The sequence below is a fragment of the Nocardia sp. NPDC005366 genome (assembly GCF_040606855.1).
In the GTDB taxonomy this organism is placed as follows: domain Bacteria; phylum Actinomycetota; class Actinomycetes; order Mycobacteriales; family Mycobacteriaceae; genus Nocardia.
In genome coordinates this window covers 80,268-107,125 of sequence record NZ_JBEXFQ010000020.1, presented here as the reverse complement: position 1 = coordinate 107,125, position 26,858 = coordinate 80,268, and the positions used below count along the sequence as shown (strand labels likewise).

General features: G+C 66.7%; 26 protein-coding genes (1 of these 26 only partly in view). 20 read left to right on the top strand and 6 right to left on the bottom strand.

Features of this window, described 5'->3' with window-relative positions; genetic code table 11:
- Nucleotides 1–132: 132 nt before the first annotated feature.
- Nucleotides 133–1,107 (top strand): NADPH:quinone oxidoreductase family protein, encoded by a 975-nt coding sequence (locus ABZS43_RS22715; protein ID WP_355037935.1) that lies wholly within the window; start codon nt 133–135, stop codon nt 1,105–1,107.
- An 81-nt stretch (nt 1,108–1,188) separates the two neighbouring features.
- Nucleotides 1,189–2,301: a winged helix DNA-binding domain-containing protein gene (locus ABZS43_RS22710; RefSeq protein WP_355037934.1), complete on the top strand. Its 1,113-nt coding sequence runs from the start codon at nt 1,189–1,191 to the stop codon at nt 2,299–2,301.
- A 78-nt stretch (nt 2,302–2,379) separates the two neighbouring features.
- Here the strand turns inward: ABZS43_RS22710 and ABZS43_RS22705 are convergent, their stop codons facing one another.
- Nucleotides 2,380–2,910: an Lrp/AsnC ligand binding domain-containing protein gene (locus ABZS43_RS22705; protein ID WP_355037933.1), complete on the bottom strand. Its 531-nt coding sequence runs from the start codon at nt 2,908–2,910 to the stop codon at nt 2,380–2,382.
- 161 nt (nt 2,911–3,071) lie between these two features.
- Here ABZS43_RS22705 and hppD point away from each other — a divergent pair, with 161 nt between their 5' ends.
- The 11 genes from hppD to ABZS43_RS22650 all read left to right on the top strand — a co-directional run bounded on the left by hppD (nt 3,072) and on the right by ABZS43_RS22650 (nt 12,642).
- Nucleotides 3,072–4,250 carry a 4-hydroxyphenylpyruvate dioxygenase gene (hppD, locus tag ABZS43_RS22700; RefSeq protein WP_355037932.1) on the top strand — a complete coding sequence of 393 codons (1,179 nt, stop codon included), beginning with the start codon at nt 3,072–3,074 and terminating at the stop codon, nt 4,248–4,250.
- Nucleotides 4,251–4,347: 97 nt separating this feature from the next.
- The gene (locus tag ABZS43_RS22695) at nt 4,348–5,154 is read left to right on the top strand and encodes an HAD family hydrolase (RefSeq protein ID WP_355037931.1); all 807 of its coding nucleotides are present in this window, start codon (nt 4,348–4,350) and stop codon (nt 5,152–5,154) included.
- Entirely contained in the window at nt 5,115–5,639 is a 525-nt protein-coding gene (locus ABZS43_RS22690) for a DUF3558 domain-containing protein (RefSeq protein WP_355037930.1), read from the top strand. The genes ABZS43_RS22695 and ABZS43_RS22690 overlap by 40 nt, the downstream gene beginning before the upstream one ends.
- 11 nt (nt 5,640–5,650) lie before the next feature.
- Nucleotides 5,651–6,208, top strand: a complete 558-nt coding sequence (locus ABZS43_RS22685; protein ID WP_355037929.1) for a DUF3558 domain-containing protein — start codon at nt 5,651–5,653, stop codon at nt 6,206–6,208.
- Nucleotides 6,209–6,540: 332 nt separating this feature from the next.
- A complete protein-coding gene (gene rpsL / locus ABZS43_RS22680) occupies nt 6,541–6,915 on the top strand; it encodes a 30S ribosomal protein S12 (protein WP_019049359.1) in 375 nt (124 codons plus the stop codon).
- Nucleotide 6,916: 1 nt separating this feature from the next.
- A complete protein-coding gene (rpsG, locus tag ABZS43_RS22675) occupies nt 6,917–7,387 on the top strand; it encodes a 30S ribosomal protein S7 (RefSeq protein WP_040739280.1) in 471 nt (156 codons plus the stop codon).
- A 237-nt stretch (nt 7,388–7,624) separates the two neighbouring features.
- A complete protein-coding gene (fusA, locus tag ABZS43_RS22670; protein WP_355037928.1) occupies nt 7,625–9,727 on the top strand; it encodes an elongation factor G in 2,103 nt (700 codons plus the stop codon).
- 145 nt (nt 9,728–9,872) lie between these two features.
- On the top strand, nt 9,873–11,063 hold the full coding sequence (gene tuf / locus ABZS43_RS22665) for an elongation factor Tu (protein WP_355037927.1): 1,191 nt from the start codon (nt 9,873–9,875) through the stop codon (nt 11,061–11,063).
- An 88-nt stretch (nt 11,064–11,151) separates the two neighbouring features.
- The gene (locus ABZS43_RS22660) at nt 11,152–11,535 is read left to right on the top strand and encodes a CPBP family intramembrane glutamic endopeptidase (RefSeq protein ID WP_355037926.1); all 384 of its coding nucleotides are present in this window, start codon (nt 11,152–11,154) and stop codon (nt 11,533–11,535) included.
- Nucleotides 11,436–11,756 carry a VOC family protein gene (locus tag ABZS43_RS22655; protein WP_355037925.1) on the top strand — a complete coding sequence of 107 codons (321 nt, stop codon included), beginning with the start codon at nt 11,436–11,438 and terminating at the stop codon, nt 11,754–11,756. Before ABZS43_RS22660 ends, ABZS43_RS22655 begins: the two co-directional genes overlap by 100 nt.
- Nucleotides 11,757–11,835: 79 nt before the next feature.
- Nucleotides 11,836–12,642 carry an alpha/beta hydrolase gene (locus ABZS43_RS22650; protein ID WP_355037924.1) on the top strand — a complete coding sequence of 269 codons (807 nt, stop codon included), beginning with the start codon at nt 11,836–11,838 and terminating at the stop codon, nt 12,640–12,642.
- A 5-nt stretch (nt 12,643–12,647) separates the two neighbouring features.
- Here the strand turns inward: ABZS43_RS22650 and ABZS43_RS22645 are convergent, their stop codons facing one another.
- The 3 genes from ABZS43_RS22645 to ABZS43_RS22635 all read right to left on the bottom strand — a co-directional run bounded on the left by ABZS43_RS22645 (nt 12,648) and on the right by ABZS43_RS22635 (nt 14,970).
- A complete protein-coding gene (locus ABZS43_RS22645) occupies nt 12,648–13,799 on the bottom strand; it encodes a lipase family protein (protein WP_355037973.1) in 1,152 nt (383 codons plus the stop codon).
- A 131-nt stretch (nt 13,800–13,930) separates the two neighbouring features.
- Nucleotides 13,931–14,563, bottom strand: coding sequence for a helix-turn-helix domain-containing protein (locus ABZS43_RS22640; RefSeq protein WP_355037923.1), 633 nt, complete (start codon nt 14,561–14,563; stop codon nt 13,931–13,933).
- A gap of 50 nt (nt 14,564–14,613) precedes the next feature.
- On the bottom strand, nt 14,614–14,970 hold the full coding sequence (locus tag ABZS43_RS22635; RefSeq protein ID WP_355037922.1) for an SPW repeat protein: 357 nt from the start codon (nt 14,968–14,970) through the stop codon (nt 14,614–14,616).
- Between the two features lie 190 nt (nt 14,971–15,160).
- On the opposite strand from ABZS43_RS22635, the gene ABZS43_RS22630 reads away from it, so the two are divergent.
- The 3 genes from ABZS43_RS22630 (at nt 15,161) to ABZS43_RS22620 (ending at nt 17,972) form a co-directional block, all read left to right on the top strand.
- A complete protein-coding gene (locus ABZS43_RS22630) occupies nt 15,161–16,360 on the top strand; it encodes an FAD/NAD(P)-binding oxidoreductase (RefSeq protein ID WP_355037921.1) in 1,200 nt (399 codons plus the stop codon).
- A gap of 86 nt (nt 16,361–16,446) precedes the next feature.
- A complete protein-coding gene (locus tag ABZS43_RS22625; RefSeq protein WP_355037972.1) occupies nt 16,447–17,208 on the top strand; it encodes an aspartate/glutamate racemase family protein in 762 nt (253 codons plus the stop codon).
- A 23-nt stretch (nt 17,209–17,231) separates the two neighbouring features.
- Nucleotides 17,232–17,972, top strand: a complete 741-nt coding sequence (locus tag ABZS43_RS22620) for a DNA alkylation repair protein (protein ID WP_355037920.1) — start codon at nt 17,232–17,234, stop codon at nt 17,970–17,972.
- Between the two features lie 7 nt (nt 17,973–17,979).
- On the opposite strand, the gene ABZS43_RS22615 is transcribed toward ABZS43_RS22620, so the two are convergent.
- Both ABZS43_RS22615 and mftR2 read right to left on the bottom strand, forming a co-directional pair.
- Nucleotides 17,980–19,035, bottom strand: a complete 1,056-nt coding sequence (locus tag ABZS43_RS22615; protein WP_355037919.1) for a ferredoxin--NADP reductase — start codon at nt 19,033–19,035, stop codon at nt 17,980–17,982.
- Between the two features lie 117 nt (nt 19,036–19,152).
- Nucleotides 19,153–19,791, bottom strand: coding sequence for a mycofactocin system transcriptional regulator MftR2 (gene mftR2 / locus ABZS43_RS22610; RefSeq protein WP_355037918.1), 639 nt, complete (start codon nt 19,789–19,791; stop codon nt 19,153–19,155).
- A 654-nt stretch (nt 19,792–20,445) separates the two neighbouring features.
- Between mftR2 and mftF the strand changes: the two genes are divergently transcribed.
- The 4 genes from mftF to ABZS43_RS22590 form a co-directional block, all read left to right on the top strand.
- Nucleotides 20,446–21,849 (top strand): mycofactocin biosynthesis glycosyltransferase MftF, encoded by a 1,404-nt coding sequence (mftF, locus tag ABZS43_RS22605; protein ID WP_355037917.1) that lies wholly within the window; start codon nt 20,446–20,448, stop codon nt 21,847–21,849.
- 25 nt (nt 21,850–21,874) lie between these two features.
- Nucleotides 21,875–23,365: a mycofactocin system GMC family oxidoreductase MftG gene (mftG, locus tag ABZS43_RS22600; protein ID WP_355037916.1), complete on the top strand. Its 1,491-nt coding sequence runs from the start codon at nt 21,875–21,877 to the stop codon at nt 23,363–23,365.
- Between the two features lie 182 nt (nt 23,366–23,547).
- Complete coding sequence (locus ABZS43_RS22595) at nt 23,548–24,873, top strand: GAF domain-containing protein (RefSeq protein WP_355037915.1); 1,326 nt, start codon at nt 23,548–23,550, stop codon at nt 24,871–24,873.
- 498 nt (nt 24,874–25,371) lie between these two features.
- Nucleotides 25,372–26,858, top strand: partial view of a non-ribosomal peptide synthase/polyketide synthase gene (locus tag ABZS43_RS22590; RefSeq protein WP_355037914.1) — the 5' end (the start) only. The gene runs 16,339 nt beyond the window's last position; the window shows 1,487 of its 17,826 coding nt (coding positions 1–1,487); its start codon is at nt 25,372–25,374; the stop codon falls past the right edge of the window.

Here is a 26,858-nt window from a genome sequence, read left to right as displayed (position 1 = left end):
GGCCAGCATAGCAAAATGAGGGCATGTGAACAGGGGGTATGGGTTCGGCGGGGCTGCTCCGAACGCGCCCGTTATGTTGGTGCGAGCGTCGGCGGCGGACCGTGTCGCCGAAGTCAGAAGAGAGGTCGGCACATGCGCGCAGCCCAGGTCAGCAAGTTGGAGGGACCGGAAGCGATCGAGATCGTCGAGATCGCGGAGCCCGCCGGATATCCGGGGGGTGTGGTCATCGACGTGCACGCGGCGGGGGTGGCCTTTCCCGATGTGCTGATGACGCGCGGGAAGTACCAGATGGATCCGGGACTGCCGTTCGTCGTCGGCGGTGAGGTCGCCGGTGTGGTGCGAGAGGCTCCCGAAGGCGCGCACGTCGCGCCGGGCGATCGGGTGGTGGCGCTGACCATGCTCGGCAACGCGGTCGCCGAGGTCGCGGTGGCCCCGGCGGAGATGGTGTTCAAATTGCCGGACAATATTTCGCTGGAGGCGGGGGCAGGCATCGTCTTCAACGATCTGACGGTGCATTTCTGCCTACGCACCCGGGGCAGGCTGGCCGAGGGCGAGACGGTGCTCGTGCACGGCGCCGCGGGCGGTATCGGCACCTCGACCCTCCGCATGGCGGCGGCGTTGGGCGCGGGCCGGGTGATCGCGGTGGTGAGCACCGAGGAGAAGGCCGAGGTCGCGCGGGCCAACGGCGCGACCGATGTGGTGCTGACCGAGGGCTGGCTGGCCGCGGTGAAGGAACTGACCGGTGGGCGCGGCGTCGATATCGTGCTCGACCCGGTTGGCGGCGATCGTTTCACCGACAGCATCCGGTCGCTGGCGTCGGCCGGGCGTTTGCTCGTGGTCGGATTCACCGCGGGTGAGATCCCCACCGTGAAGGTGAATCGCCTGCTGTTCAAGAACGTCGAGGTGACCGGCGCGGCGTGGGGCGAATGGGTGATGAGCCACCCGGGGTACCTGCGGGAGCAGTGGGCCGAGGTCGAGCCGCTGCTCGCGTCGGGCAAGATCGCGCCGCCGACGCCGGTGATCTATCCGTTGGAGCGGGCCGCCGAGGCCGTCGCCTCCCTCGATAATCGCACCGCGGTAGGCAAGGTCGTCGTCGCGCTGCGCTGATCCGTCCGCGATGGTGATCGGTCCGGCGTGGGCCGATCACCATCGTCGCGAAAACCGGCCCGCGAGTACTGTGATCGCATCATGAAGCTGTCGAATCGGGTGCTGAACAGGACCCTGCTCGCCCGCCAGCGTCTGCTGGAACGTTCGGCGCTGACGGTGCCGGAGATATGCGATCACCTCATCGGGTTACAGGCCCAGGATGTGCTGCCGCCCTTCATCGGATTATGGAGTCGCATAGCCGATTTCGACCCCGAGACGGTGTCGGCGGGGCTCGATGATCGTTCCCTCGTCCGGATCACCCTGATGCGCGGAACCATTCATCTGGTGACATCGACGGACGCGTTGCGGATCGCGCCGCATATCCAACCCGAACTCGAAAAAGTGCCGTTCCGTAAGGGTTTCAACTTCGGGGCGATGGTCGGATTGGATCCCGACGAGGTGCGCGCACACGGTGAGGCGGTCCTCGGCGACGAGCCGATGTCGTCGTCGGCGATCCGCGCCGAGGCGGCCCGGCTCTACCCGGACCGCGACGCGGGGGCGGTCTCGCAGGCATGGCTGGCGCAATTGCCGGTTCTGCAGATCCCGCCGCGCGGGAAGTGGAAGAACAACAGCAGGCCGATCTGGTCACGGATCGAACCGTGGCTCGGTGCGCCGCTGGATAGGGATTATCCGTTGGCGGAGTTGCTTGTTCGATATCTGCGCGCCTTCGGTCCCGCGTCCAGCATGGATATGCAGACCTGGTCCAAGTTCACCGGGATCAAATCCGCGCTCGACACCCTCGGTGACCGGGTGCGCACCTACACCGACGACCGTGGCCGCACCCTCTACGACCTCGCCGACGCCGAACTGGCCGATCCGGACCTGCCCGCACCGGTGCGCCTGCTCGGCTGGTACGACAACGCGGTGCTCTCGCATCAGGATCGAACCAGGATCGTGCCCGACGGCAAGGCGCCACCGTTGCGCGCGTTCGCGACAGCGGTCGCGCCGGTGCTGGTCGACGGATACCTCGCCGGGCTGTACAAGATCTTTCCGAAGGGTGCCTCGGCCCGGCTGCGGGTCACCCCGAGCCGTCCGTGGACGACCGCCGAACGCCGCGAGGTCGACAGTGAGGCGTACGCGCTGCTGGCCTTCGTGGAGGGTGATAAGGAGCCCAGCGTGGAAATCCTGGAACCGGGTGCGGATCTGCGTCTCTGAACCGGGGGAGCGGGCATTCTCGGGCGATCCGGGCAGGTATCCGTCGCGCGCGGCGCGCAGTGTCCGCCCAGGCCGGGGCTACTCGGCCTGGGCGGACACTGCCCGATAAGCGGGCGCCTTACTGCCGTGAGTCGGCGCGAGGGTCCGCAACAACGGCAGCGAACGCCGCGGCACCACCGTGGACAGCACGATGACGCTGTGCGATCGCACCACAGAACTGGTGCGATCGATACTGAGCAGCACAGTCTGCAATCCGGCGTGGGAATCCGCGCCGATCCGGCACAGGACGTCACCCGAGCCGGTGGTCGCATACGCCTCCAGCACCCCGGCGATGGCATCCAATTCGGCCGCGACCAGGTCGAGCGCGCCCTGCGCGATCTCCAGGGTGACGAATGCCTGGACGTCGAAACCCGCTGCGGTGACATCGATCTGCGGATCATAGGAGGCGATGACGCCCGATTCCTCCATCCGGCCGATCCGGGATTGCACGGTGGCCCGTGCGACCTTCGTGCGACGCGACAACTCCAGGATTCCCGCCTTCTGGTACTCGTGCATCGCGGTGAGGATCGCGAGGTCGAGCTCATCCAACTTCGCCTGCGTGCGGGACATGACGGCCTCCCTATCGGCGAGGGGCGCGGTTGCTGGCGGTCCGGCCCATGCTATTCAAATTGTCCAGCATCAGCGCCGTCTTGCTAGGCGAATTCGCCACAGTGTCTACCGAAATTAGATGCGGTTGCCTACCAGTGGGCGACAGCGATTTGCTTGGTTGCATGACCATCGAACAGCTGCCCTCCGACGGTGAGCTGCGTGGACTCGTCGGTCTGATCGACCACGACGACAGCGTCGACCCGTTTCCCGTCATCGGCTGGGACGCCCTGGTCTGGGTTGTCGGCAACGCCACCCAGACCGCGCATTTCCTGCAATCCGCCTTCGGTATGCGAATGGTGGCGTACTCGGGGCCCGAGACCGGCAATCGCGACCACAGGGCATTCGTGCTGCGCAGCGGTGCGGCGCGCTTCGTCGTGAAGGGCGCGGTCGACCCCGGCAGCGCGCTGATCGCCCATCACGATCGACACGGTGACGGCATCGTCGATATCGCGCTGGAGGTGCCGGATGTGGACCGGTGCGTCGAGTGGGCACGCGGGCACGGCGCCACGATCCTGGTCGACCCGCACGAGGAGAGTGACGAATTCGGCTCCGTGCGTCTGGCTGCCCTGGCGACCTATGGCGAGACCCGGCATACGCTGGTCGATCGCTCCGGCTACCACGGGCCGTACCTGCCGGGATATGTGACGCGCGGTTCCGGCTACGAGCCGCGCGAGGGCCGTCCGGCTCGGCTGTTCCAGGCCATCGATCACGTGGTCGGCAATGTCGAACTCGGCATGATGGATCGCTGGGTGGAGTTCTACCGCCGCGTCATGGGCTTCACGAATATGGCCGAATTCGTGGGCGACGATATCGCCACGGAGTATTCGGCGCTGATGAGCAAGGTCGTGGCGAATGGCAATCACCGGGTGAAATTCCCGCTCAACGAGCCCGCGGTCGCCAGGAGGCGATCGCAGATCGACGAATATCTGGAGTTCTATCGCGGCCCCGGCGTCCAGCACATAGCCCTCGCCACCGGCGACATCCTGGCCTGCGTCGACGCGTTGCGGCGCGAAGGCGTCGAATTCCTCGAGACGCCCGACGCCTACTATTCCGATCCGGGATTACGCGCCCGCATCGGCCGTGTCCGTGTCCCCGTCGCGGAGCTGCGTCGGCGTGGCATCCTCGTCGACCGGGACGAGGACGGCTACCTGCTCCAGATATTCACCAAACCTCTTGGCGATCGGCCCACCGTCTTCTTCGAATTGATCGAGCGGCACGGCTCGCTCGGTTTCGGCAAGGGCAATTTCAAGGCGCTGTTCGAGGCGATCGAACGAGAACAGGACGCGCGGGGAAACCTGTAGTAGGCAGCGGTTCGGGTCGGTATTCCAACCCGAGTGCGGTTGTGCGGCGGTCCTGATTCCGGTTCCCGTGCGCTGCGCTCGTAGTGTTCACGCCATCATGCCCACATCCAATGGTTCACGCGCTCACGACATTCGAGCTGTCGTCTTCGACTGGCGAGGCACACTCGTTTCCGAACTCACGCCGGTGGGCTGGGTTCGCGAGGCCCTGCGCCGGGTAGGTCGCGACTACGACGACCACGCCGTCACCACGGTGCTGCGGGCCATCCAAACGCCCGAGTCGCTGAGACGAATGCGATCGCCGCAGGGCAACACCAGTGCCGAGCGGCACCGCGACACCTATTACGGGGTGTTCACCGCGGCCGGCCTCGATTCCGAACTCGCCGACGAACTCTGGGCGGTGGAATCGGATCCGGCCTACAACCGGTTCGCGGTCGATGCCGCGGAAACGTTCGCATCCCTCGCGAAACGCGGCTGCAAGATCGGCGTTCTCAGCAATATCCACTTCGATATCCGCCCCGTCTTCGAGCGGGCGCGACTGCTCGACTCCGTCGACGCCTTCGTGCTGTCGTGCGAGCACGGCATCCAGAAACCGGATCCGGCCATATTCCACCTGGCGCTCGAGGAACTCGGCACCGGCCCCGAATGCACCCTGATGGTCGGGGACCGGCCCTCGCGCGACGGCGTCGCCGTCGATATCGGGATGTCGACCCTGCTCGTCCCGACATTGCTCGACCACGAGCGACGCAGGCTGCACCTCGTCACCAGCACCGTCGGCGCACACCGTGAGCACCGAGGCGCTCGTCGGGCCCGGCGTCGTCATCGCGCCACGGCGGCGGTCGCGCCGAACACAGTAGAGTTCACGGCATGCGGATCTCGTCGGCGCTCCTCACCGGAATGGCCCTGACGCTGGTGCTGTCGGCCTGCGGCTCGGATGGCGATTCGGGCGATTCCGCCCCGCTGCGCCCGCCGCCGAAGGTGGCCTCGCTCGGCCCGTTCGTGGGGGAATGCGGACATGTCAGCGACGACGAGGTGCGCGATGTCGCCGGGCTCGCCCAGATCTCGCGGGTTTTCAAGAATTCGACCGGCTGCAACTGGCAATCCGCCGGGCTGTCCTCGCCGAGTGTCACCTTCGCCTCCTACCGGGGCAGTCCCATCGACCGGGAGAAGGCCTGGGTGACCAGCGTCGGCCGGGCGCCGGACGCCATCGAGGTCGGCGGTCACAAGGGATGGCGCGCGCTCGACCCGAGCGGGTCGGTCTGCGATCTGGCGATTCAGCTCGATGACGATTTCTTCGAATGGTCCATGTCGTACGGGATTTTCGAGGCGAGGGGCAATCCGTGTGACAAGACCTACAAACTGGCTGAGCTGACCGTGCAGCGGCTGAAATGAGGGGTGCGGAATTGAGCGGGGCACGGATCGGCATTCGGCGGACGGGTATCGCGGTGATCGCGCTGGCGCTGGCCGCCACCGCGGCGGGCTGCGGTCAGACCATTTCGGGTACCGCCTACCCGGCGGGCGGCAGCCAGTCGGTGAACACCAACTTCGACAAACTGCTGCGCGAATGCGAAGTGGTGGAGCCGGAGAAGATCGGCGAGGCGGTCGGCGACGCCAAGTATGTCGACGGCTCGTTCAACGGCGCGGTCTGCATGTGGGACGTGGAGGACGCACCGGGCGGCAACGCGATGGTCACGCTGAACTGGTACGAGATCGGCTCGCTGAACAACGAGAAGACCACTAACGATAAGCTCGGCTACACCACGGGGAATATCACCGTGCAGGGCAGACGTGGTCTGGAGACGCGGCGGCCCAACGATCCCGATTCCTGCGGTGTCAGCGCCAGCGCCGCCGATACCGGTGTCGTCGGCTGGTGGATCAACTATCGGGCGGGTTCCACCCACCCGGATCCGTGCGCCGCGGCCAAGAAGCTGGTCGAGCTGACCTTGAATCTGGCCAGGTAGGCGTGTCGGTTGCCTACCCCGCTTTGACCCTGTAGAGGGACCACGGGTATCGTGGATCGCTGTGCCCGGAACCTTGCGGGCAAATTCGTGCTCTGACGTAAGCCAGCGAAAGCGGCCGACCTCTCCGGCATGCCCGGATTCCGGGACATGTCCGGCGCACGACACGCCCGACCTCGGGACGCGAGAAACGTGGTCGGACGTGCGAGTGAAGGCTCGATGAAAGCGGAATGAACGTTGGTCCCGGAGGCGCGTGCCCGAGGAACCCGGGAACGCCGCCAACTGAACAGACATGAAGTTCCAGACACCGCGTTACTAATAAGGAAAGCCGGTCTATGCCAACCATCAACCAGCTGGTCCGCAAGGGTCGTCGCGACAAGGTCTCCAAGACCAAGACCGCGGCCCTCAAGGGGAGTCCGCAGCGTCGTGGCGTGTGCACCCGCGTGTACACCACGACCCCGAAGAAGCCGAACTCCGCGCTGCGCAAGGTCGCGCGTGTTCGCCTGACCAGCGCGGTCGAGGTCACGGCGTACATCCCGGGTGAGGGCCACAACCTGCAGGAGCACTCGATGGTGCTCGTGCGCGGCGGTCGTGTGAAGGACCTCCCCGGTGTCCGCTACAAGATCATCCGTGGCTCTCTCGACACCCAGGGTGTGAAGAACCGCAAGCAGGCCCGCAGCCGTTACGGCGCCAAGAAGGAGAAGAGCTGATATGCCACGCAAGGGCCCCGCACCCAAGCGTCCGCTGATCAACGACCCGGTCTACGGGTCGCCGCTGGTCACTCAGCTGGTCAACAAGATCCTGCTGGACGGCAAGAAGTCCACCGCCGAGCGCATCGTCTACGGCGCGCTGGAGCAGGCTCGCGAGAAGACCGGCACCGATCCGGTCGTCACCCTCAAGCGCGCGCTGGACAACGTCAAGCCCGCCCTCGAGGTCAAGCCGCGCCGCGTCGGTGGCGCCACCTACCAGGTGCCGGTCGAGGTTCGTCCCGGCCGCTCCAACACCCTCGCGCTGCGCTGGCTGGTCAACTACTCGCGGGCTCGCCGTGAGAAAACCATGGTCGAGCGTCTGGCCAACGAACTGCTCGATGCCAGCAACGGCCTCGGCGCTTCGGTCAAGCGTCGCGAGGACACCCACAAGATGGCCGAGTCGAACCGGGCCTTCGCGCACTACCGCTGGTGATGCCCTCCCGGCCCGTCGCTCGTGTCGGCGCCGGAAGGCACACGGCAGGACCGGTCGGGGCCCGGCGGCGGCAGCCAGTCGCCACCACGTAGGGCCTCCCGGATCTGCCTGGTCGATACAGTCGGGCGGGGCACCCAGGTGTCGCTTCCGGCGTTGACATAGCGATGACCCGACAGGGTCTCGTACCCGAAGATCCCAACTAGCTGATCTACGACAAGCAGAGCGGGGAAGATTTCCGTGGCACAGGACGTGCTCACCGACCTGAACAAGGTCCGCAACATCGGCATCATGGCCCACATCGATGCCGGTAAGACCACCACTACCGAACGCATCCTCTTCTACACCGGCATCACCTACAAGATCGGTGAGGTCCATGACGGCGCGGCCACCATGGACTGGATGGAGCAGGAGCAGGAGCGTGGCATCACCATCACCTCCGCCGCCACCACCTGCTACTGGAACGACAACCAGATCAACATCATCGACACCCCCGGGCACGTCGACTTCACCGTCGAGGTGGAGCGGTCGCTGCGCGTGCTCGATGGCGCGGTCGCGGTATTCGACGGTAAAGAAGGCGTCGAGCCCCAGTCGGAGCAGGTGTGGCGTCAGGCCGACAAGTACGACGTGCCGCGTATCTGCTTCGTCAACAAGATGGACAAGCTCGGTGCCGACTTCTACTTCACCGTGCAGACCATCAAGGATCGTCTCGGCGCCAAGCCGCTGGTTCTCCAGCTGCCGATCGGCGCGGAGGACACCTTCGAGGGCATCGTCGACCTGGTCGAGATGAACGCGAAGGTCTGGAAGGGCGAGACCAAGCTCGGCGAGAAGTACGAGGTCGAGGAAATTCCGGCCGATCTCAAGGAGCGGGCCGAGCAGTACCGTCAGGAACTGCTGGAGACCGTCGCCGAATCGGATGAGGCGCTGCTCGAGAAGTTCTTCGGCGGCGAGGAGCTCACGATCGATGAGATCAAGGGCGCCATCCGCAAGATGACGGTCAACTCCGAGCTCTACCCGATCCTGTGCGGCTCGGCGTTCAAGAACAAGGGCGTGCAGCCCATGCTCGACGCCGTGATCGACTACCTGCCCACGCCGCTGGACGACGGCGGCACCGACGGTCACGTCCCGGGTAAGGAAGAAGAGATCATCCACCGCGAGGCGAGCGTCACCGCGCCGTTCTCGGCGTTGGCGTTCAAGATCGCCGTGCACCCGTTCTTCGGCAAGCTGACCTACGTCCGCGTGTACTCGGGCAAGGTCGACTCCGGCGCCCAGGTCATCAACTCGACCAAGGGCAAGAAGGAGCGTCTGGGCAAGCTGTTCCAGATGCACTCCAACAAGGAGAACCCGGTAGGCGAGGCCCAGGCGGGCCACATCTACGCGGTCATCGGTCTGAAGGACACCACGACCGGCGACACCCTGTGCGATCCGCAGAACCAGATCGTGCTGGAGTCCATGACCTTCCCGGACCCGGTCATCGAGGTTTCCATCGAGCCGAAGACCAAGTCCGACCAGGAGAAGCTGGGCACCGCGATCCAGCGTCTCGCCGAAGAGGATCCGACCTTCTCGGTGAAGCTGGACGACCAGACCGGTCAGACCATCATCGGCGGCATGGGCGAGCTCCACCTGGACATCCTGGTGGACCGCATGCGTCGCGAGTTCAAGGTCGAGGCCAACGTCGGCAAGCCGCAGGTGGCCTACCGCGAGACCATCACCAAGAAGGTCGAGAAGCTCGAATTCACCCATAAGAAGCAGACGGGTGGCTCGGGTCAGTTCGCGAAGGTGATCATCGCCCTGGAGCCGTTCGTCGGCGAGGACGGTGCGCACTACGAATTCGAGAACAAGGTCTCGGGTGGTCGCGTTCCGCGCGAGTACATCCCTTCGGTGGACGCCGGTGCGCAGGACGCCATGCAGTACGGTGTGCTCGCCGGCTACCCGCTGGTCAACCTCAAGGTGACCCTGCTCGACGGCGCTTACCACGACGTCGACTCCTCGGAGATGGCGTTCAAGATCGCCGGCTCGCAGGCTCTCAAGGAAGCGGCCCGTAAGGCCGGTCCGGTGATTCTCGAGCCGCTCATGGCGGTCGAGGTCATCACGCCCGAGGACTACATGGGCGAAGTGATCGGCGACCTCAACTCCCGCCGTGGCCAGATCCAGGCCATGGAGGAACGCAGTGGTGCCCGTGTCGTCAAGGCGCTGGTTCCGCTCTCGGAGATGTTCGGCTACATCGGTGACCTGCGGTCGAAGACCCAGGGCCGGGCGAACTACTCCATGGTGTTCAACTCGTACGCGGAGGTTCCGGCCAACGTGTCGAAGGAGATCATCGCCAAGGCGACCGGCGAATAAAGACAGGTTCGGGGCTGGGTTTGCGCTCTAGTGGCAAACTTGGCCCCGACAACCGGGCGCAAGTACCACCCGATCCCCGCGCCCGCGGGGATGATCCACGCACTGCTGCAAATGCACGCACCAACAAGTCCAGGAGGACACCACAGTGGCGAAGGCGAAGTTCGAGCGGACGAAGCCGCACGTCAACATCGGCACCATCGGTCACGTCGACCACGGCAAGACCACGCTGACCGCAGCGATCACCAAGGTGCTGGCTGACAAGTACCCGGATCTGAACCAGGCCTCGGCCTTCGATCAGATCGACAAGGCGCCGGAGGAGAAGGCTCGTGGTATCACGATCAACATCTCCCACGTCGAGTACCAGACCGAGAAGCGCCACTACGCGCACGTCGACGCCCCGGGTCACGCCGACTACATCAAGAACATGATCACCGGTGCGGCGCAGATGGACGGCGCCATCCTCGTGGTCGCCGCGACCGACGGCCCGATGCCGCAGACCCGCGAGCACGTGCTGCTCGCCCGTCAGGTCGGCGTGCCCTACATCCTGGTCGCGCTGAACAAGTCGGACATGGTCGACGACGAGGAAATCCTCGAGCTCGTCGAGATGGAGGTCCGCGAGCTGCTGGCTTCGCAGGAGTTCGACGAGGATGCCCCCGTCGTGCGCGTGTCGGGCCTGAAGGCGCTCGAGGGCGACCCGAAGTGGACCGAGTCGGTTCTGGAACTGATGGCCGCCGTCGACGAGTCCATCCCGGACCCGGTTCGCGACACCGAGAAGCCGTTCCTGATGCCGGTCGAGGACGTGTTCACCATCACCGGTCGTGGCACCGTCGTCACCGGTCGTGTCGAGCGCGGCATCATCAACGTGAACGAGGAAGTCGAGATCGTCGGCATCCGTCCGGACAAGACCAAGACCACGGTCACCGGTATCGAGATGTTCCGCAAGCTGCTCGACCAGGGCCAGGCGGGCGACAACGTCGGTCTGCTGGTTCGTGGCATCAAGCGTGAAGATGTCGAGCGCGGCCAGGTCGTCGTGAAGCCGGGCACCACCACCCCGCACACCGAGTTCGAGGGCCAGGCGTACATCCTGTCGAAGGACGAGGGCGGTCGCCACACCCCGTTCTTCAACAACTACCGTCCGCAGTTCTACTTCCGCACCACGGACGTGACCGGCGTCGTTACCCTCCCCGAGGGCACCGAGATGGTCATGCCGGGCGACAACACCGAGATGCTGGTCAAGCTGATCCAGCCGGTCGCCATGGACGAGGGCCTGCGCTTCGCGATCCGCGAAGGTGGCCGCACCGTCGGTGCCGGTCGTGTCACCAAGATCATCAAGTGATTCTCTGAATCTCTGATCGTCGAACGGCGTCGCTCCGCAAGGGGCGACGCCGTTTCGTCGTTCGAGGGATAACGCACCGGGCCTTGGCATGAGCGAGATCGGTGGAACCGGAAGGCGATCTGTCGCGTCGAAGGAGTATGAGGCGCGATCCCGGTTCCTCGCGTTCTGCGTCCTGTTCGGTCTCGTCCTCGGCTGGCTGCGGATGAAGTCGGGCAGTGTCTGGCCGTGCGTCGTCGCGCACGCGGCGCTGAACGCGAGCGCGCTGGGCGTCAGTCCTTTCTCCTCCTTCGACGACTCGCTGAGCCACCGTTCCGATCGTCGTCCTGGCAAGATAGCGCCATGGAACGTGTGCTCGGTATCGGCGGATACTTCATGCGGGCCGCCGACCCGGTGGCCCTTGGCTCGTGGTATCGCGAGTGCCTCGGCCTGGACGCCGATGAGAATGGCCTGTGGCGTCAGGAAGCCGGGCTGACGGTGTTCGCGACGTTCGAGTCCGAGACGGACTACTTCGGATCCCGTGCCCAGCAGGCGATGATCAATTTCCGGGTCCGCGACCTGGACGCGATGCTCGCGCAACTGCGCGCCAAGGGAGCGGACGTGGCTACAGAGACCCAGGATATGGAGGGTGTCGGCCGATTCGGCTGGGTCACCGATCCCGAGGGCAATCGGGTCGAGCTGTGGCAGCCGGCCTGACCCGCTGACCCCGACGCGATATTCGCCGATAGACGATCTCACCTCACACGATGTCGCCATCTCGGTGACCATGGAGGACATGAGCAAGCTCGACGTCGAATTCGCGGTCACCGAGGGCGCGCTCGCCCACGGCCTGCCCTATGTGGCCTTCGGCGCGGGCAGGCCGCTGGTCTTCCTGCGCTGGTTCAGCCCGGATCACGCGAATCCGGCCGGATGGATACGGAACTCCGAGATCAAGACGCTGGCGCGGCTGGCACGGCGCTTCCGGGTGTATGCGGTGAGTCGCGCGCCCGGGATGGCCATGGGAACCACGATGGCCGATATCGCGGATCAGCACGCGGACGCGCTGCGATCGGAATTCGGCGGCCCGGTGGATGTGCTCGGCATCTCCTCGGGAGGTTCGGTCGGCCTGCAACTGGCCGTGGATCACCCTGAGTCCGTGCGCAGGCTGGTGATCGCGGCCGCGGGGTACCGGTTGGAGGAGCAGGCGCGTGTCGATCAGCTCGGTTATGCCGAAGCGGCGGCGGCCGGCCGGCGCGCGCTACACCATATGGCGCCGCATTCGTCGCGGGTGCGGGATCGGTTGTTGACCGCGGCGATGTGGCTGGCCGATCCCTTCCTCCGCCCCGTCGATCCCGCGGACACCCTGGCCTTCGTGCGCGCCGAGGACGCCTTCGACCTCTCGGCGCGCCTCGGTGAGATCCAAGCGCCCACGCTGGTGATCGGCGGTGAGCGCGACGAGTTCTATTCCACCGCGAACTTTCGCCGCACGGCCGACGGAATTCCGCGGTCACACCTGATCATCTACCCGAATGCCGGGCATATCGCCGCGATCACGCACCGCAGGTTCGCCCGCGATGTCGCGGATTTCCTCGAGGCCGGGTGAGCGGGTCAGCAGTTCGTCGGCGCCGGTTCGCCGCGGAAGCGGGCGTCGACCCAGGCCAGTGCCGCGGGCAAGCCGAGGATCGCAGCGGACATATGTTCGAATGCGATGCTCGGCTCCGCCTGGAGTCGGACGCCCGCGTCGCAGTAACGCCGGTTCGTGTTGATGATGGAGTCGACCGGAATCAAGGGATCGGAGGGCGAATGCCATTCGAAGATGGGGATTCTCGGCACGCCGTCGAATAATTCGAGACTGTTCTCCTCGACGACTGATCGAGCTTCGGGATCAGTGACGAGCGACATACTGCTGGCGAAATCATGCACACTGCGGCCGGCCCCGGCGGCGAGAATTTCGTTGGTGCATCCGTTCGCCAGGGATTCTCTGGCCCGCAACCCTTGGACATTCAGCGAATCGCCGATGGGGAATCGATCGGGATATTCCCGTTCGAGTCCGATCGCGGCGGCCATGATCAAACCGAAGGCCGGATGTGGATTGGTGTTCACCCCCTCGACCATCCGCACCAGATTCGCGGGTATGCCACCGGCCGCGGCTCCGACTATGTCGAGTTCGGGTGCGTAGGTCGGCGCCAGCGCTGCCGCCCAGGCCGTCGCCATACCGCCGCCGGAATAACCGGCCATGGCGACCGGGCTGTTGTGCAGATTCAATTCCGGCACCGCGCGCGCGGCGCGGATCCCGTCGAGCGTGATCTGGCCGCCCAGGCGTGCCGCCCCGTAGGCGAAGGTGGGACCGAGGTGGTCGGGCAATGCGACACTCCAACCCCGCGCCAGCACCGCGTTCAGTGCGACGGCCTCGCGGACCTGCAAATTCGGATCGGGGCTGTAGAGCACCCGGGAGACAGCGCATCGGGGGCCGAGGCCGTTGATGATGTGCTGGTAGGACAGCAGCGGGCCGCCGGGGGTCCGCCATTGCGGGGTGAGCAACGTCGTCACCGCCGCGATCGGAAGTCCGCGCGAATTTGTCGAACGGAATTTGACGAGTGTCACCGTGGTGCCGGGAAATATCAGCAGCGGGGGCATCGCGCGGGTTTCGAGTACCTCGCCCGGAGATTTCTCGGCGATATCGGCGGGGGCCGAGTAGATGGGATCGGGATCGGGTTCCGGATAGAGCGGAACGGCTCCGGCGCTACCGGGGCCGAGCATTGATAGCGCGGTCGCGCTGCTGATGAGCGCCGCACCGATGGCGCGGAATACATGATTTCGATCGGATATCGGAATCTGCACGACGCGATGATTACCACGGACCGGGCTCCGGAATCGTGAACGCGCGAATTTCAGCCCAGCTGTGTCATACCCGCGGCGACCACCTGGGCGACATTCACGACCTCGTCGGCGCTCGGCAGCGGCACGCCGTCGAGCGCGTGCAGCCGGTCGGTGCTGGCGATGGCGAACATCGCCGAAACCCACGCGGCCGCGCAGGCGCGCACGGTGCCGGGCCGCACGGGTGCGGGGGCGCTGGCCTGGAGTACCCGGGCGGTGACGTCGAGGAGTTGATCGCGCAGTCGGCGCAGTCGCCTTCGTACGTCCGGGTGGGTGTCGGCCTCGCGCCACATGATGACCCGCAGCACCGAGGAATGGTGGGCGCGCAGATTCAGGGCGGTGTCGAGATTGACCAGACTCGTCGCGGGATCGCCCGGCGCGACGACGGCGCTGATGTCATCGATGGGGTGGGCGGGCACCCGTTCGTCCATCAGCGCGGACAGGATCGAGTCCTTGGTGGGGAAGTAGTAGAACACCAAGCCCTTGGGCACGCCCGCGGCGGTGGCGATGGCGGCGGTCGGGGTCGCGTCGAAGCCCTGGGCCGCGAAGAGTTCTTCGGCGGCGTCCAGGATGAGATGGCGGGCGTCGCCGTCGACTTTCGCGCTACGGCGACGCCTGCCCGCTCGGCGCGGTTCCGGCATGTGCATCGGCGGTGCGCCTTACCTCTCACTGCCGGGTCGCACCGGCGTCGGTCGTATCAGTGGTGCGCCGCCGTATGGTGCAGCCGCGCGGACATGGCGGGGAGTGCCGCCACGGCGACCACGACCGTCACGACCCCAACGACCCATGCGGTCCAGGATGCGCCTCGGTAGGCGGTGAAGTCCATCGCCCACGGCGACAGGAACAGCAGCGCGCCGAACAGGCCCATGGCGTAGTCCAGCGCACTCATGGCGGGGCGATAGATCTGCGCCAACCCCGTCAGGGCGATGAGTACGCCGAGCACGATCAGCGACCACATGGCGCGGTTGTTGGTATCGACCCACAGGGGCGACAGCGCGGCGACGGCGCCGAGCACGACGGCGAGGCCGTCCTGTGCGCGGTTCTCGGTGAACATGAGCTACCTCCTCGGGCTTTCGAAATATGTCCTGACCTCGGTATAGACCTGATTGACCGACCGGTCAATACCGACCTGGATAAGATTGGGCGGCGACATCACCCGCACGGTGACGGGGGAGCTGGTAACCCACTTCCTCCCGAGCGGGAGTTATGGTGCTCGGTAACAGTTGGGTGAAGGGATGGCCGCTATGACCGCGCCGATCGTGATTATCGGAGCCGGGCTCGCCGGCCTGCGCACCGCAGAGGAACTGCGCCGAGCCGGATACGAGGGCGGACTCGTTCTCGTCGGCGAGGAATCGCGCCTGCCGTACGACCGTCCGCCGCTGTCGAAGCAGTTCGTGCGCGGCGAAACCGACGACACCACGCTGCGGCCCGCCGAATTCTTCGACGAGAAGGCCATCGACGTGCGGCTCGGCGCCGGGGCGACCGGTGTGGACACCGCGAACCGCCGGGTGACGCTGGCCGACGGCAGCACCCTCGATTACGACCAGCTCGTCATCGCGACGGGTCTGCGTCCGCGCCGACTGCCGGGGCTGCCGGATCTGAAGGGCGTGCACGTGCTGCGCGACCATTCCGACGCCGCCGCGTTGCGCGACGAGCTGAAGAACGCCGGGACCGCGCTCGTGGTCGGTGCGGGATTCATCGGCTGCGAGCTGGCCTCGAGTTTCCGCGACAGCGGTGTCGAGGTGGTGCTCATCGAGCCACAGCCGACTCCGTTGGCATCGGTACTCGGCGAGAAGATCGGCGCTCTGGTCGCCAGGCTGCACCGCGCGAAAGGCGTCGACCTGCGCTGCGGGACCGGCCTGGATACCCTGCTCGGTGACGACGAGGGCCGGGTGCGCGGTGCGCGACTGTCCGATGGCACCGAGATCGCCGCCGATCTGGTGGTCATCGGCGTCGGTTCACGACCGGCCACCGAATGGCTCACCGATTCCGGCATCGAACTGGCCGAGCCGGCCGCGGGCGGCGGGGTGCTCGCCGACGAGGTCGGACGGACCTCGGCCGAGGGCGTCTGGGCGCTCGGCGATGTCGCGGCGTGGCTGCACGAGACCGGACAGCGTAAGCGGGTCGAGCATTGGACCAACGCGGGTGAGCAGGCCAAGTTGCTCGCGTGCGCGTTGCTCGGTGTGGAAGTGCCCAATATCGCACGGGTGCCGTACTTCTGGAGCGATCAGTACGACCTCAAGATTCAGGCGCTCGGCACCCCGGGGGCGGGCGATGACGTCGATATCGTCACCGATGACGGCCGCAAATTCCTCGCCTACTTCTCCCAGGACGGCACTCTCACCGGTGTGGTCGGCGCGGGAATGACCGCCGGGGTCATGAAGGTCCGCGCCAAGATCGCCGCGGGCGCTCCCGTGGCGGACCTGCTCGCTCCGACGACCTGACGCGGGCGCGGGCGGCGGCCTCGGGTGCGGCGTGTGTGGCTCCGGCCGTGTCGGGGCGCGCGACGGCCTGTAATACGGTGGTCGGTGTGATCGTCGCGCTCATTGATTCCGGATTGGGGTTACTGCCCACGGCGGCATGGTTGCGCAAGCTGCGGCCGGATGTCGATCTGCTGCTGCAATTGGATCCCGACGGCGCGCCGTGGGGACCGAAGCCCGAGCAGTGGGTGGTCGACCGTGTGGTCGGGGCCGCGCGAACCTCGTTACGCCACGGCGCCGAGGTGATCGTGCTGCCATGTAATACGGCCAGTGTGACCGCGCTGGAGCACGTGCGCGCCGAGGTCGGTCCGGGGGTGCCGGTCATCGGCACCGTGCCCGCGATCAAACCCGCTGCGGCGGTCTGTAGTTCGGTGGCGGTCTGGGCCACCGCCGCCACCACCGCGAGCAGGTACCAGGCCGATCTGATCGCGCGATTCGGGGGTGCGGCCAAGGTGATCGGCGTGGCCTGCCACGGACTCGCGGACGCGATCGACGGCGGAGATCTGTTGGCCGCCAGGGAATCCATCGCGGCGGCCGCGGCCGAGACGCCCGGTGACGTCGAGGGCGTGGTGCTCGGCTGCACCCACTATCCGCTCGTCATCGATGACATCCTCGCGGCGCTGCCCGAGGGCGTTCGACTCTTCGACAGCGCGCAAGCTGTTGCCGCGCAGACCATTCGGCGCATGGACGCACTGGGCCGACCGGCGACGGGCAGCGGGGCGGTGCGGGTGATGAACAGCGGTCGCTCGGGTGAATTGCCGCCGGGAGCGGCGGCTTTCGAATCCGGACGGGTGCTCGGCGCCGAATTCTGACCTGCCCGCGGGAGTGATGCGCGATGACCGAGACGACGCCGACCGCCGCCGAGGTGGCGCGGGCGCTGGCGGCGGTGGCCGATCCCGCCGCCGCGATCGCGCTGCGGCGCTTCTTCAAAACCGGTATCGGCGAGTACGGCGAGGGCGATGTGTTCATCGGCGTTCGGGTGCCCGCGACCCGTGCCGTCGCGAAAAAGTTCGCGGCGCTGCCGCTCGGTGAGATCGACACGCTCCTCGACAGTGTGGTGCACGAGCACCGGCTCGCGGCGCTGGTCATCCTCAACGCGCGCTTCGCGAAAGCGGCCGGGCCGCGCACCCTCGACATCGACGCGCAGGAGCGGATGGTCCGGCTCTACCTCGACGCCGTCCACCGGGGCCGGGTGAACAACTGGGATCTGGTCGACGTCTCCGCCGAGAATATCCTCGGCCCCTGGTTGCTCGACCGGCCGCGGGATCTGTTGTTCGAACTCGCGCGCTCCGATTCGCTCTGGGAGCGGCGGGTGGCGCTGCTGAGCACCTTCGCCTTCATCAAGGCGGGTGACGCGACGACGACCTTCGCGCTCGGCGAACAACTGCTGACCGATCGTCGCGATCTGATCCAGAAGGCGCTCGGCTGGATGCTGCGCGAGGTCGGCAAGCGGATCGATCGCGATCTGCTCACCGGCTTCCTCGACAGCCACGCCGCCGTGATGGGCCGGACCGCGCTCAGCTATGCCACCGAACATCTCGACCCGGCCCAGCGGGCGGCCTACCGAGCGCGGTAGGCCGGGTTCAGAACTGGATCTTGAGGTGATCGGTGACCGGGCGCGCCTGGCAGCCGAGGATGTAGCCGTTCGCGATGTCCTCGGGATCGAGGATCTCCGAATTGGCCATCTCCACCTCGCCCTCCAGCACCGTGCAGGCACAGGAGCCGCATTCGCCTTCCTGGCAGGAGTACGGCACGTCGAGACCTTTGGACAGCATGATGTCCACCAGCGTCTGGGTCCGCGGCCAGCTCAGTTCGTGCACCTCGCCGTCGAGTTCCACCTCGACGGTGGCGGCGTCGGCGGCGTCGGCGTCGCTGACCTCGATGGGCGCCTGATCCGCGAACGGGTCGCCTGCCAGCGAATTGAACACCTCGGCGTGGGTGCGCGAGCGCGGCACGTCCAGTTGCGCCAACGCGTCGTGCACCCGGTCCATGAAGGGTTTCGGACCGCACATGAAGGCGTGGTACTCGCGGTAGGGCGCGACCAGGGTCGCGAGCCCGTCGGTGGTCGGTAGTCCCTGGAGGTTTTCCAGCCAGTGCACGACGACGAGTCGCTGGGGATGTTTGGCGGCGAGTTCGCTCAACTCGCCCGCGAAGATGACGCCGTCCGGATCTCGGTTGGCGTATACCAACACGATTCGGCCGTCGCCGCGCGCCAGCGCCGATTTGAGGATGGACATCACCGGGGTGATACCGCTGCCCGCGCCGAAAAGCAGCAGATCCTGGTCGAGATCCTTCGGGGTGAAGACGCCCGACGGCGGAAGCACTTCGATGCTGTCGCCCGCTTTGACGTTGTCGCACACCCAGTTCGAGCCATAGCCGCCCGCCGTCCGCTTGACGGTGACCTTCGGCTTGTCGTCGGTATGCGGCGAGCTGGCCAGCGAATAGCAGCGAGCCACCGAGCCGGTGAGGTCGCTGGGGATCCGCAGGGTCAGGAACTGTCCCGGCTTGTACGCGAACTTCTCTCGCGATTCCTCTGGCACGTCGAAAACCAGTGAACAGGCGTCGGCCGTCTCGGCGATGACCGCGGCGACCCGCAGCACGACCGATCGCGAGCCGTGCGGCACCTCGACGGTGCTCACGACAGGACCTCGCGGTGGCTCGGCTCGGTGCCGAACACCGCCTCCGATGCTCGCTGGCTGCGCTCGTTCACTCTCGTCCTCTCGAACGTCGCGACAAAACTAGAACGTGTTTCAGTTTCATCGTACGTCGGGGTCCGGCCGATGGACAAGCTGAGCTTCCAGACCGGCGATCAGAACCTCCATGCCGAAGTCATAGGCGTACTTACCGCGCAGGTCGGGCAGGTATTTCGCGGCCCGCGCCACCACCTCGGGCAACGCGACGTCCGACAGCGCCGCGCTGTCGCGTGGATTGACCCTGCTGCGGCCGAACAGATACGTGTGGATGGTCGCGTAGGCGGCGAGCACGTTGCGATCGGTGAAACCCGCCTCGAACAGGATCTCCATCACAGCGGTGATCAGGTCCAGCTGTTTGCCGAGCATCTGCTCGATCAGGACGTCACCGAGTCCGGGATGTTTGCGCAATTTCTCATCGATCTGATCGATGAGCTCGCGCAGCCGCCGCTGCCACGATCCGGATTCCGGAGGTGGGGTGCGTACCCCCGTCAGCGCCGCGGTGGCGACGAGATCGAGCAGCTCCCGCTTGTCGGCGACGTAGTAGTAGGGGGCCATCGGGGAGACGCCCAGTTCGCGGGAGAGTCGCCGCATGGATAGTTTCTCCACACCGTCCTCGCGCACCACGCGCAACGCGGCCTCGACGATCTCGGACTCCGACAGTGTGCTGCCGCCCCCGCTCGCCTGCATTCGTCCGACTCCCATGCCACCTCTACCGCCGCGGGCGCGTCGGCGCCCGGCACGAACTTGTCCAGCTGCTTACCTCGGGAATTCTAGAGTGCGCCACCTCGGGCCGGTCCGGCTGCTGGTCGACGACTTCTCCGCCGGCTCGTTCCCCGGGTGGTCGGCCGGCTCTCGATTCGCCGTACCGGCGACGCGGGCGCGTTCGGTTCTTCGGGCCCGCGTCGTCCGTATCGTCGCGTCGCACCGTGGATCCGGGCTTTTGGCGCGATCCCGCGCGGATGCGATGATCGTCGGCGCGCCGCGCACGAGATCGGCGCCCGCGGGTTCTGCGCCCGCGGCGGCGCGGACCGTCCGGCCCGACGCGGGGGTGGTCCCGCGGTCGGACGGTGCTGTGCCCGGCGTGCGGTATTCGTGTGGCCGTGACCGGCGTCGATTCGATTGCCGTCGATCCGGATTGCCGGGGATGCGCTGGAAATTCGAAAAGGTACCGCCGTCGCGGGCTGATTCGATGATTGCCTTCGCGTTGCCGGATGAGGGAATCCGAGTGTCGGCAACCCTGTCGCAAACGGATCTTCCTCGCCGCTGGGAACTCCCGCGAACAGATTCACGCGGAATTCCGTCCTTTTTTCCGTACCGATGATGCCTGCGCGCGAAAGTCCGCCTAGCATGCCAGGAATGCGCCATGATCGCCTGCCCGACGGATTCGGGGTGCGGATCGATCCTCGGGTGCGCGCATACTCCGGAGGACGCATCCTGATCGGCGGCTCACCCGCCCGGTTGCTGCGTCTTGCCCCGGAGGCCGCCGAGATGATCGGTGACGGCTATCTCGAGGTCACCGGCCCGAAGTCCGCCGTTGTTGCCAGACGGCTGCTCGACTCCGGGGTCGGCAATCCACGCCCCAGGCTGCTGCCCTCCCCGGACGACGTGACCGTGATCGTGCCGCTGCACAACAACGCGGACGGTCTCGCCCGGTTGCTCGCGGTCCTGCGCGGTCACAACGTGATCGTCGTCGACGACGGCTCGGATCAGCCGGTGCAGATTCCGAACAACCGCGGCACCCGCTGCCGGGTGACGGTGCTGCGGCAGGACCACAAACAGGGGCCAGCCGCCGCGCGCAACGCGGGGCTGCGGGCCGCGACAACCGAATTCGTCGCCTTCCTCGATTCCGATGTGGTGCCGCGCAGCGGTTGGCTGGAGGTGATGCTCGGCCATTTCAGCGATCCGGAGGTCGCGCTGGTCGCGCCGCGCATCGTCGCGCTCGATCCCGAATCCAACGCGCTGGCCAGATACGAGCACACCCGCTCCTCCCTGGATCTGGGCAGGCGCGAAGCCGCGGTGCATTCGCGTGGCGTGGTCTCCTACGTGCCGAGCGCGGCTCTGCTCGTGCGCAGGCGCGCACTGCTGACCGAGGGCGGTTTCGACGAATCCATGCAGGTGGCCGAGGATGTCGACCTGTGCTGGCGGCTGGAGCAGGCGGGCTGGCGGCTGCGCTACGAGCCCGCCGCCCACGTGGCCCACGACCACAGGATCTCCTTCCGCGCCTGGTTCGGCCGAAAGCTGTTCTACGGCACCGGAGCCGCGCCGCTGGGTGAGCGGCACGACCCCAGCATGGTTTCGCCGCTGTCGGTGCCGTCCTGGACGGTGCTCGCGACCTTCCTGTTCGCCACGCTGTCGAAGTGGGGACTGATCGGCGGACTCCTCACCCTCGCGACCGCCCTGATTCGATTGCGGCGGGTTTTCACCGAATTGGACAACCCGACCAGAATCGCCGCGATCTATCTCTCGCGCGGATTCTTCGCTGGCCTGTGGCGGCTGGCCTCGGCGATGTGCAGGCATTACTGGCCGGTGACCCTGGTGGCCATGGTGGCATCGCGCCGTATCCGGCGCATCGCGGTCACCATGGCGGTGGCCGACGGATTGGCCGACTGGTTCACCCACCGGGACGCGGGCGGGCTCGATCCGCTCCGGTACCTGGCCTACAAACGCATGGACGATATCGCCTACGGCAGCGGGCTGTGGCTCGGCGCTTTCCGCGCCCGCAGCCTCGAGGCGCTGAAGCCGACGGCCCCGCGTCGCTGAGACCACCGCGTCGCCGGACCGGATGATGGTGTTCGTGGTCGATACGTTGATCGTCGGTGCCGGCACCGCGGGCTGCCTGCTCGCGGCGCGGCTGAGCGCCGATCCCCGCCATGTCGTGCGACTCGTGGAGGCGGGGCCGGTGTGGTCGAGCGCGGCCTCGACACCGCCGGAGGTGCGGCGCGCCGACCTCATGCCGATCGGTCCCGAATCGCCCTGGGTGTGGCGCTATCCGGCGTTGCTGGCGGCGGGCGGCGGCGATCCCGATAACGTGGCCGAACTGGTGCGCGGCCGGGTGCTCGGGGGTTCCGGCGCGATCAACGGCGGCTATTTCGTCAGGGCCGTAGCCACGGACTTCGCGGCGTGGTCCGATGAACTCCACGGTGGCACGGAATGGTCGTTGGACACCGTATTACCCGCCTACCGGCAAATCGAGCGCGATCATGATTTCGGTTCCGCTCCCGGCCACGGCGCGGCCGGTCCGATTCCGGTGCGCCGCGTCGTCGATCCCGCACCCCAAGGTGTCGAATTCATGGCGGCTGCCGCCGCGGCGGGTTTCACCGAAATTCCCGACTTGAATGCCCTGCCCGACGCGGTGCCCTCGACCGGGTTCGGACCGGTCCCCTGCAATGTCGAGGATGGTTTGCGCGTCGGTACCGCGACAGCCTTCCTGCTACCCGCGCTGTCGCGGCCCAATCTGACCGTATCCGGCGGAATCATGGTGACCCGCATCCGTTTCCACGGCACTCGCGCGATCGGCGTCGACTACGCGGCCGGCGAGGACTACGGCACGATCGAGGCCGATCGCGTCGTGGTGTGCGCGGGCGCGGTGGAATCGGCCGCGCTGCTGCTGCGCTCCGGCATAGGTCCGCCAGCACACCTGCGTGCATTGGGCATTCCCGTCGTGTCCGAAGCTCCCGTCGGGGCCTGGTTCAGCGACCATCCCGAAATCGGTCTCGAATATCGGCTCGGTGTCGGTTCGCCTGCCCGCGCGCGCGTGCCGCTCGAATACGTGTTGACGCTGGACGATATCGAGATTCGGCCCTATGCGGTGGCGTTCACGCCCGATCCGGACAGTCATCGGCTCGGAGTCGCGATGATGCGTCCGCATTCCTCCGGTGTGCTACGACTGCGCGACGCCGATCCGGGCAGCACGCCGATTCTCGAGCACCGGTATCTGTCGGCCGAATACGACCGGATCGCGCTGCGCGCGGCCGTCGATGTCGCGGGCGACGTGCTCGCCCGCGTTCCCGGCGCGCGGATCGCACCCGTGCCGCCGGGGGGAGCCGACGCGGCCTGGCTGCGCGCGAATCTCGGTACCTCGCAACATTTGTCCGGCACCTGCCGGATGGGCGTCGACACCGACGAGCGTGCCGTTGTCGACCCGATGTGCCGGGTGCGCGGGGTGACCGGAGTATCGGTCGTCGACCTATCGGTGGTTCCGGTTCCGTTGAGCCGGGGACCGCAGGCCACGGTCATGATGATCGCCGAACACGCTGTGGGCTACTTCTCCTCGTGATGTGAAAGACGAATGGGTCACATTCTCCGGGGGTATGCGCGGGATGTGACCTGGCGGACAAACAGCAGTAACCGCCCTTGCCCAGGAATACGCGCCGGTACAGTCTGGGGCAGGAAGAAAGGCAAATGGTCAGCAATTTAGCAGGTGGGCGGCCCCCACGGCGAAGCGGCAATCGAGTATCGGTGGAACCGGGCACACAACTCGGCGCCCTCGAGGCCTATGCCGCGCAAGCACACGGATATCTCAGCGCGGGTGGTGAAGAACTGTCGCAGCTTGCCGGTTTGCTGCGCCCGCTTGTGCTCGAATCCTGGCTGCGCAGTGTCCGGGGCGGCGTCGACCCCATGGACGTCCTGAGCGAGCGTGGCCTGCGCGGCGCTGACCTGCAGCGGTATCGTGACGCGCATCCGGTGGCCGCGCTGATGCCGCTCATCGACAAATTGCTTGTGCAGGATACGGCCAGAACGGGTCTCATCGTCGCCGTCGCGGATCAATTCGGTCGTGTGCTGTCCATTCACGGCAGCGCCGACCAGGTCACCGCCGCCGCCGAAATCGGCCTGCGCGCCGGTGACGATCTGAGCGAACGCCGCGTCGGGACCAATGCTGTCGGCCTTGTCGTCCGCACCGGGCGGGCCACCTGGATCCACGGGCCGGAGCATTTCCTTCATCGCATGCACCAGATCACCGGGGCCGCGGCGCCGGTGCACGATCCGGACGGCAGGCTGGTCGGCGTACTGATGATCGCGGGCGGGGTGCGGGTGGCGAAGCCGGAAATCCTCGCGCTGGTGAAGGCGGCGGCGACCGCCGCCGAAATGGATCTGCTGCTGTCGGCGATGCGCGCGAATCAGCACGGTTCGGCGCGCGGCGGTCAGCGCGAACCCGACGTGGCGGAGTCGGGCAGGTTCGGCCTGGATGTGCTCGGTCTCGGTCAGCCGCAGCTGACCATCGCCGGTGATCGGGTTCCGTTGTCGCAGCGGCATGCCGAGATCCTGTTGCTGCTCGCCGAACATCCGGAGGGGTTGGGCGCGGATCACCTGGCGCTGCTGCTCGACGATACGGATCTGGACAATGGCACGATTCGGGCCGCGATGTCGCGGTTGCGCGCGGTGATCGGGTCGACCGTCGTCGGTTCGCGCCCCTACCGTCTGCGGGTGCATGTCGCAACCGATATCGACGCGCTGCGCGTCGCTCTCGATTCCGGTGATGTCGATTACGCATTACGGCTCTACACCGGTCCGGTGCTTCCCCGATCGACCGCTCCCGGCATCGTCGACATCAGAGACGAGCTCAGAGTGCGGTTGCGCACCGCGGTGCTCAGTTCCGGCGATTCCGGGGTGTTGCGTCGCTGGACGGCGGGTGCGGAGGGGCGCGACGACGCCACGGCATGGGCCGCCTACCGGGCGACCGTCGACCGGGACTCCCCGCTATATGCCCAGATCGAGGCCAAGATTCGGGTTCTCGACCGGCGCATGGGCGCGGATGCAACGCGGATGCAACGTTCCGGCTCATAGTCTGCACATCCGGACGTGTGACAGCTCACATAATCGGCACTTCGGTGATCGTGAGCACAGCCCTGCCTCGGGTTTCGAGCCTTCGCGCCAATCTGAACAAGCGTCCAGAAGTTTTTAACGGAATTGGTTCCTTTTTATTACATTTCGGCCTAGTGTTCGCAATGCACGGCGGCACTTCCGTGTGATGTAGGGAACACAGCCGAGACGCAGGACCGGCGTCACGGCAGCGAAGTTGGAGGAACGATCACGGGCTAGGCACAACCCCGTCGGCGGCACGGTGTTCGCCACGGCGGTGACCACGAGGGTCACCGAACTCGTTTCACATAATCAGTCGGATCCCCGCGTCGGTGGCGTACCTACGTCCCGCGCATTCGCCGAATCCTCACCGGTGGCACTCACGCGCCCCGCGTCCGGATCACTCGAACCGGGCCGGTGGCTCTATTTGTGCTGTCCGAAAACGTTCGGCCAGAAGTTGTTTCACCAAACGAGGAGGCTCTGGTGCACGGTACGGAGTTGGGTGGGTTCAGCGCGCGGACGGAGGCGTCCGCCGATACCTCGACACCCGAGCCGATCCCGTTTCCGCTCGCGCCCGCGCAACTGGGCCTGTGGTACGCACAACTTCTCGATCCCGACGTGCCGATCAATATCGCGCAGTACGTCGACGTGCGGGGCGAACTGGATGTCGCCGTCCTCGCGGAGGTTTCGCGCGAGGCGGCACTGGACTACGAGTCCACCCTGGTCCGGCTCGGCGCTGCCGATGGAGCCCCGAACCAGTGCGTCGATCCGGCCCTGACGATCGAGATCCCCCTGGTGGATTTCCGCGCGCACGCCGACCCGGTGGCGTCGGCGCACGAATGGATGCGCGCGGACGCGGGCGCTCCCGTCGATCTGCTGCGCGACCGGCTCTTCGCGGGCGCGGTGCTGCGAGTCGCCGACCAGCGGTATTTCTGGTATCTGCGGGCGCACCACATCGTGCTCGACGGTTTCGGCGCGCTCACCAACACGATGCGGGTCGCCGAGCGCTACACCGCCCGGGTACTCGGCGCCGAACTCCAGCCGGTGCGCCCCGGCACGATGCGCGCGTTGGTCGAGGGCGAACTCGCCTACCGCGACAGCGGCCGATTCGATACCGACCGCGCGCACTGGGCCGAGCGGGTGGCCGGACTCGACGCCCCGACCAGTCTGGACGGCCGCGCCGCACCGCGCTCGGCGAATAATCTGATAGCGGGTAGGGCGCTGCCGCAGCAACTCGTCGACCGGCTGAACACCCTTGCCGCCAGCCAGGATTCGACGATCGCGGTGGTACTGCTCGCCGCCTTCGCCAGCTATCTCGGCCGGATAACCGATCGCGACGACGTGGTGCTGAGTCTGCCCGTCACCGCGCGCACCACCGCGGTGATGCGGCGTTCGGCGGGCATGCTGTCCAATATCGTGCCGTTGCGCGTGGCCGTCGGCGATGGCGTGAGCTGGGGTGAGCTGTTGCGCGCGACCCGGGTCGAAGTGGCGGGGGCGCTGCGCCACCAGCGCTACCGACACGAGGACATCCGGCGCGATGCCGAACACGACGGCAGGCCCGCGCGGCGCGCGCTGTTCGGGCCGATCGCCAATATCATGCTGTTCCGCAGCGATCTCGCGCTCGGGACCACGGTCGGTCGCTATCACGTGCTGTCCACCGGTCCGGTGGAGGATCTGAGTCTCAACGTCTACTACGGCGAACGTGACCGCGTGCACGTGGATTTCGAGGCCAATCCGAATCTCTACGACTCCGACGACCTCGCTCGCCACCACGCACGGTTCGTGCGCTACCTGCAACGCCTCGCCGACACCGAGCTCGACGCCTCGGTCGCCGCGGTCGCGGTCGCCACCGAGCTGGAAGTCGAGGTCAGCACCCGGATCTGGAATGCCACCGACTTCGACGTAGCCGAGGCGCTGCGACCAGGCAATACCGCCCCCGCGACCTTGGTATCGGTATTCGAGGACCAGGT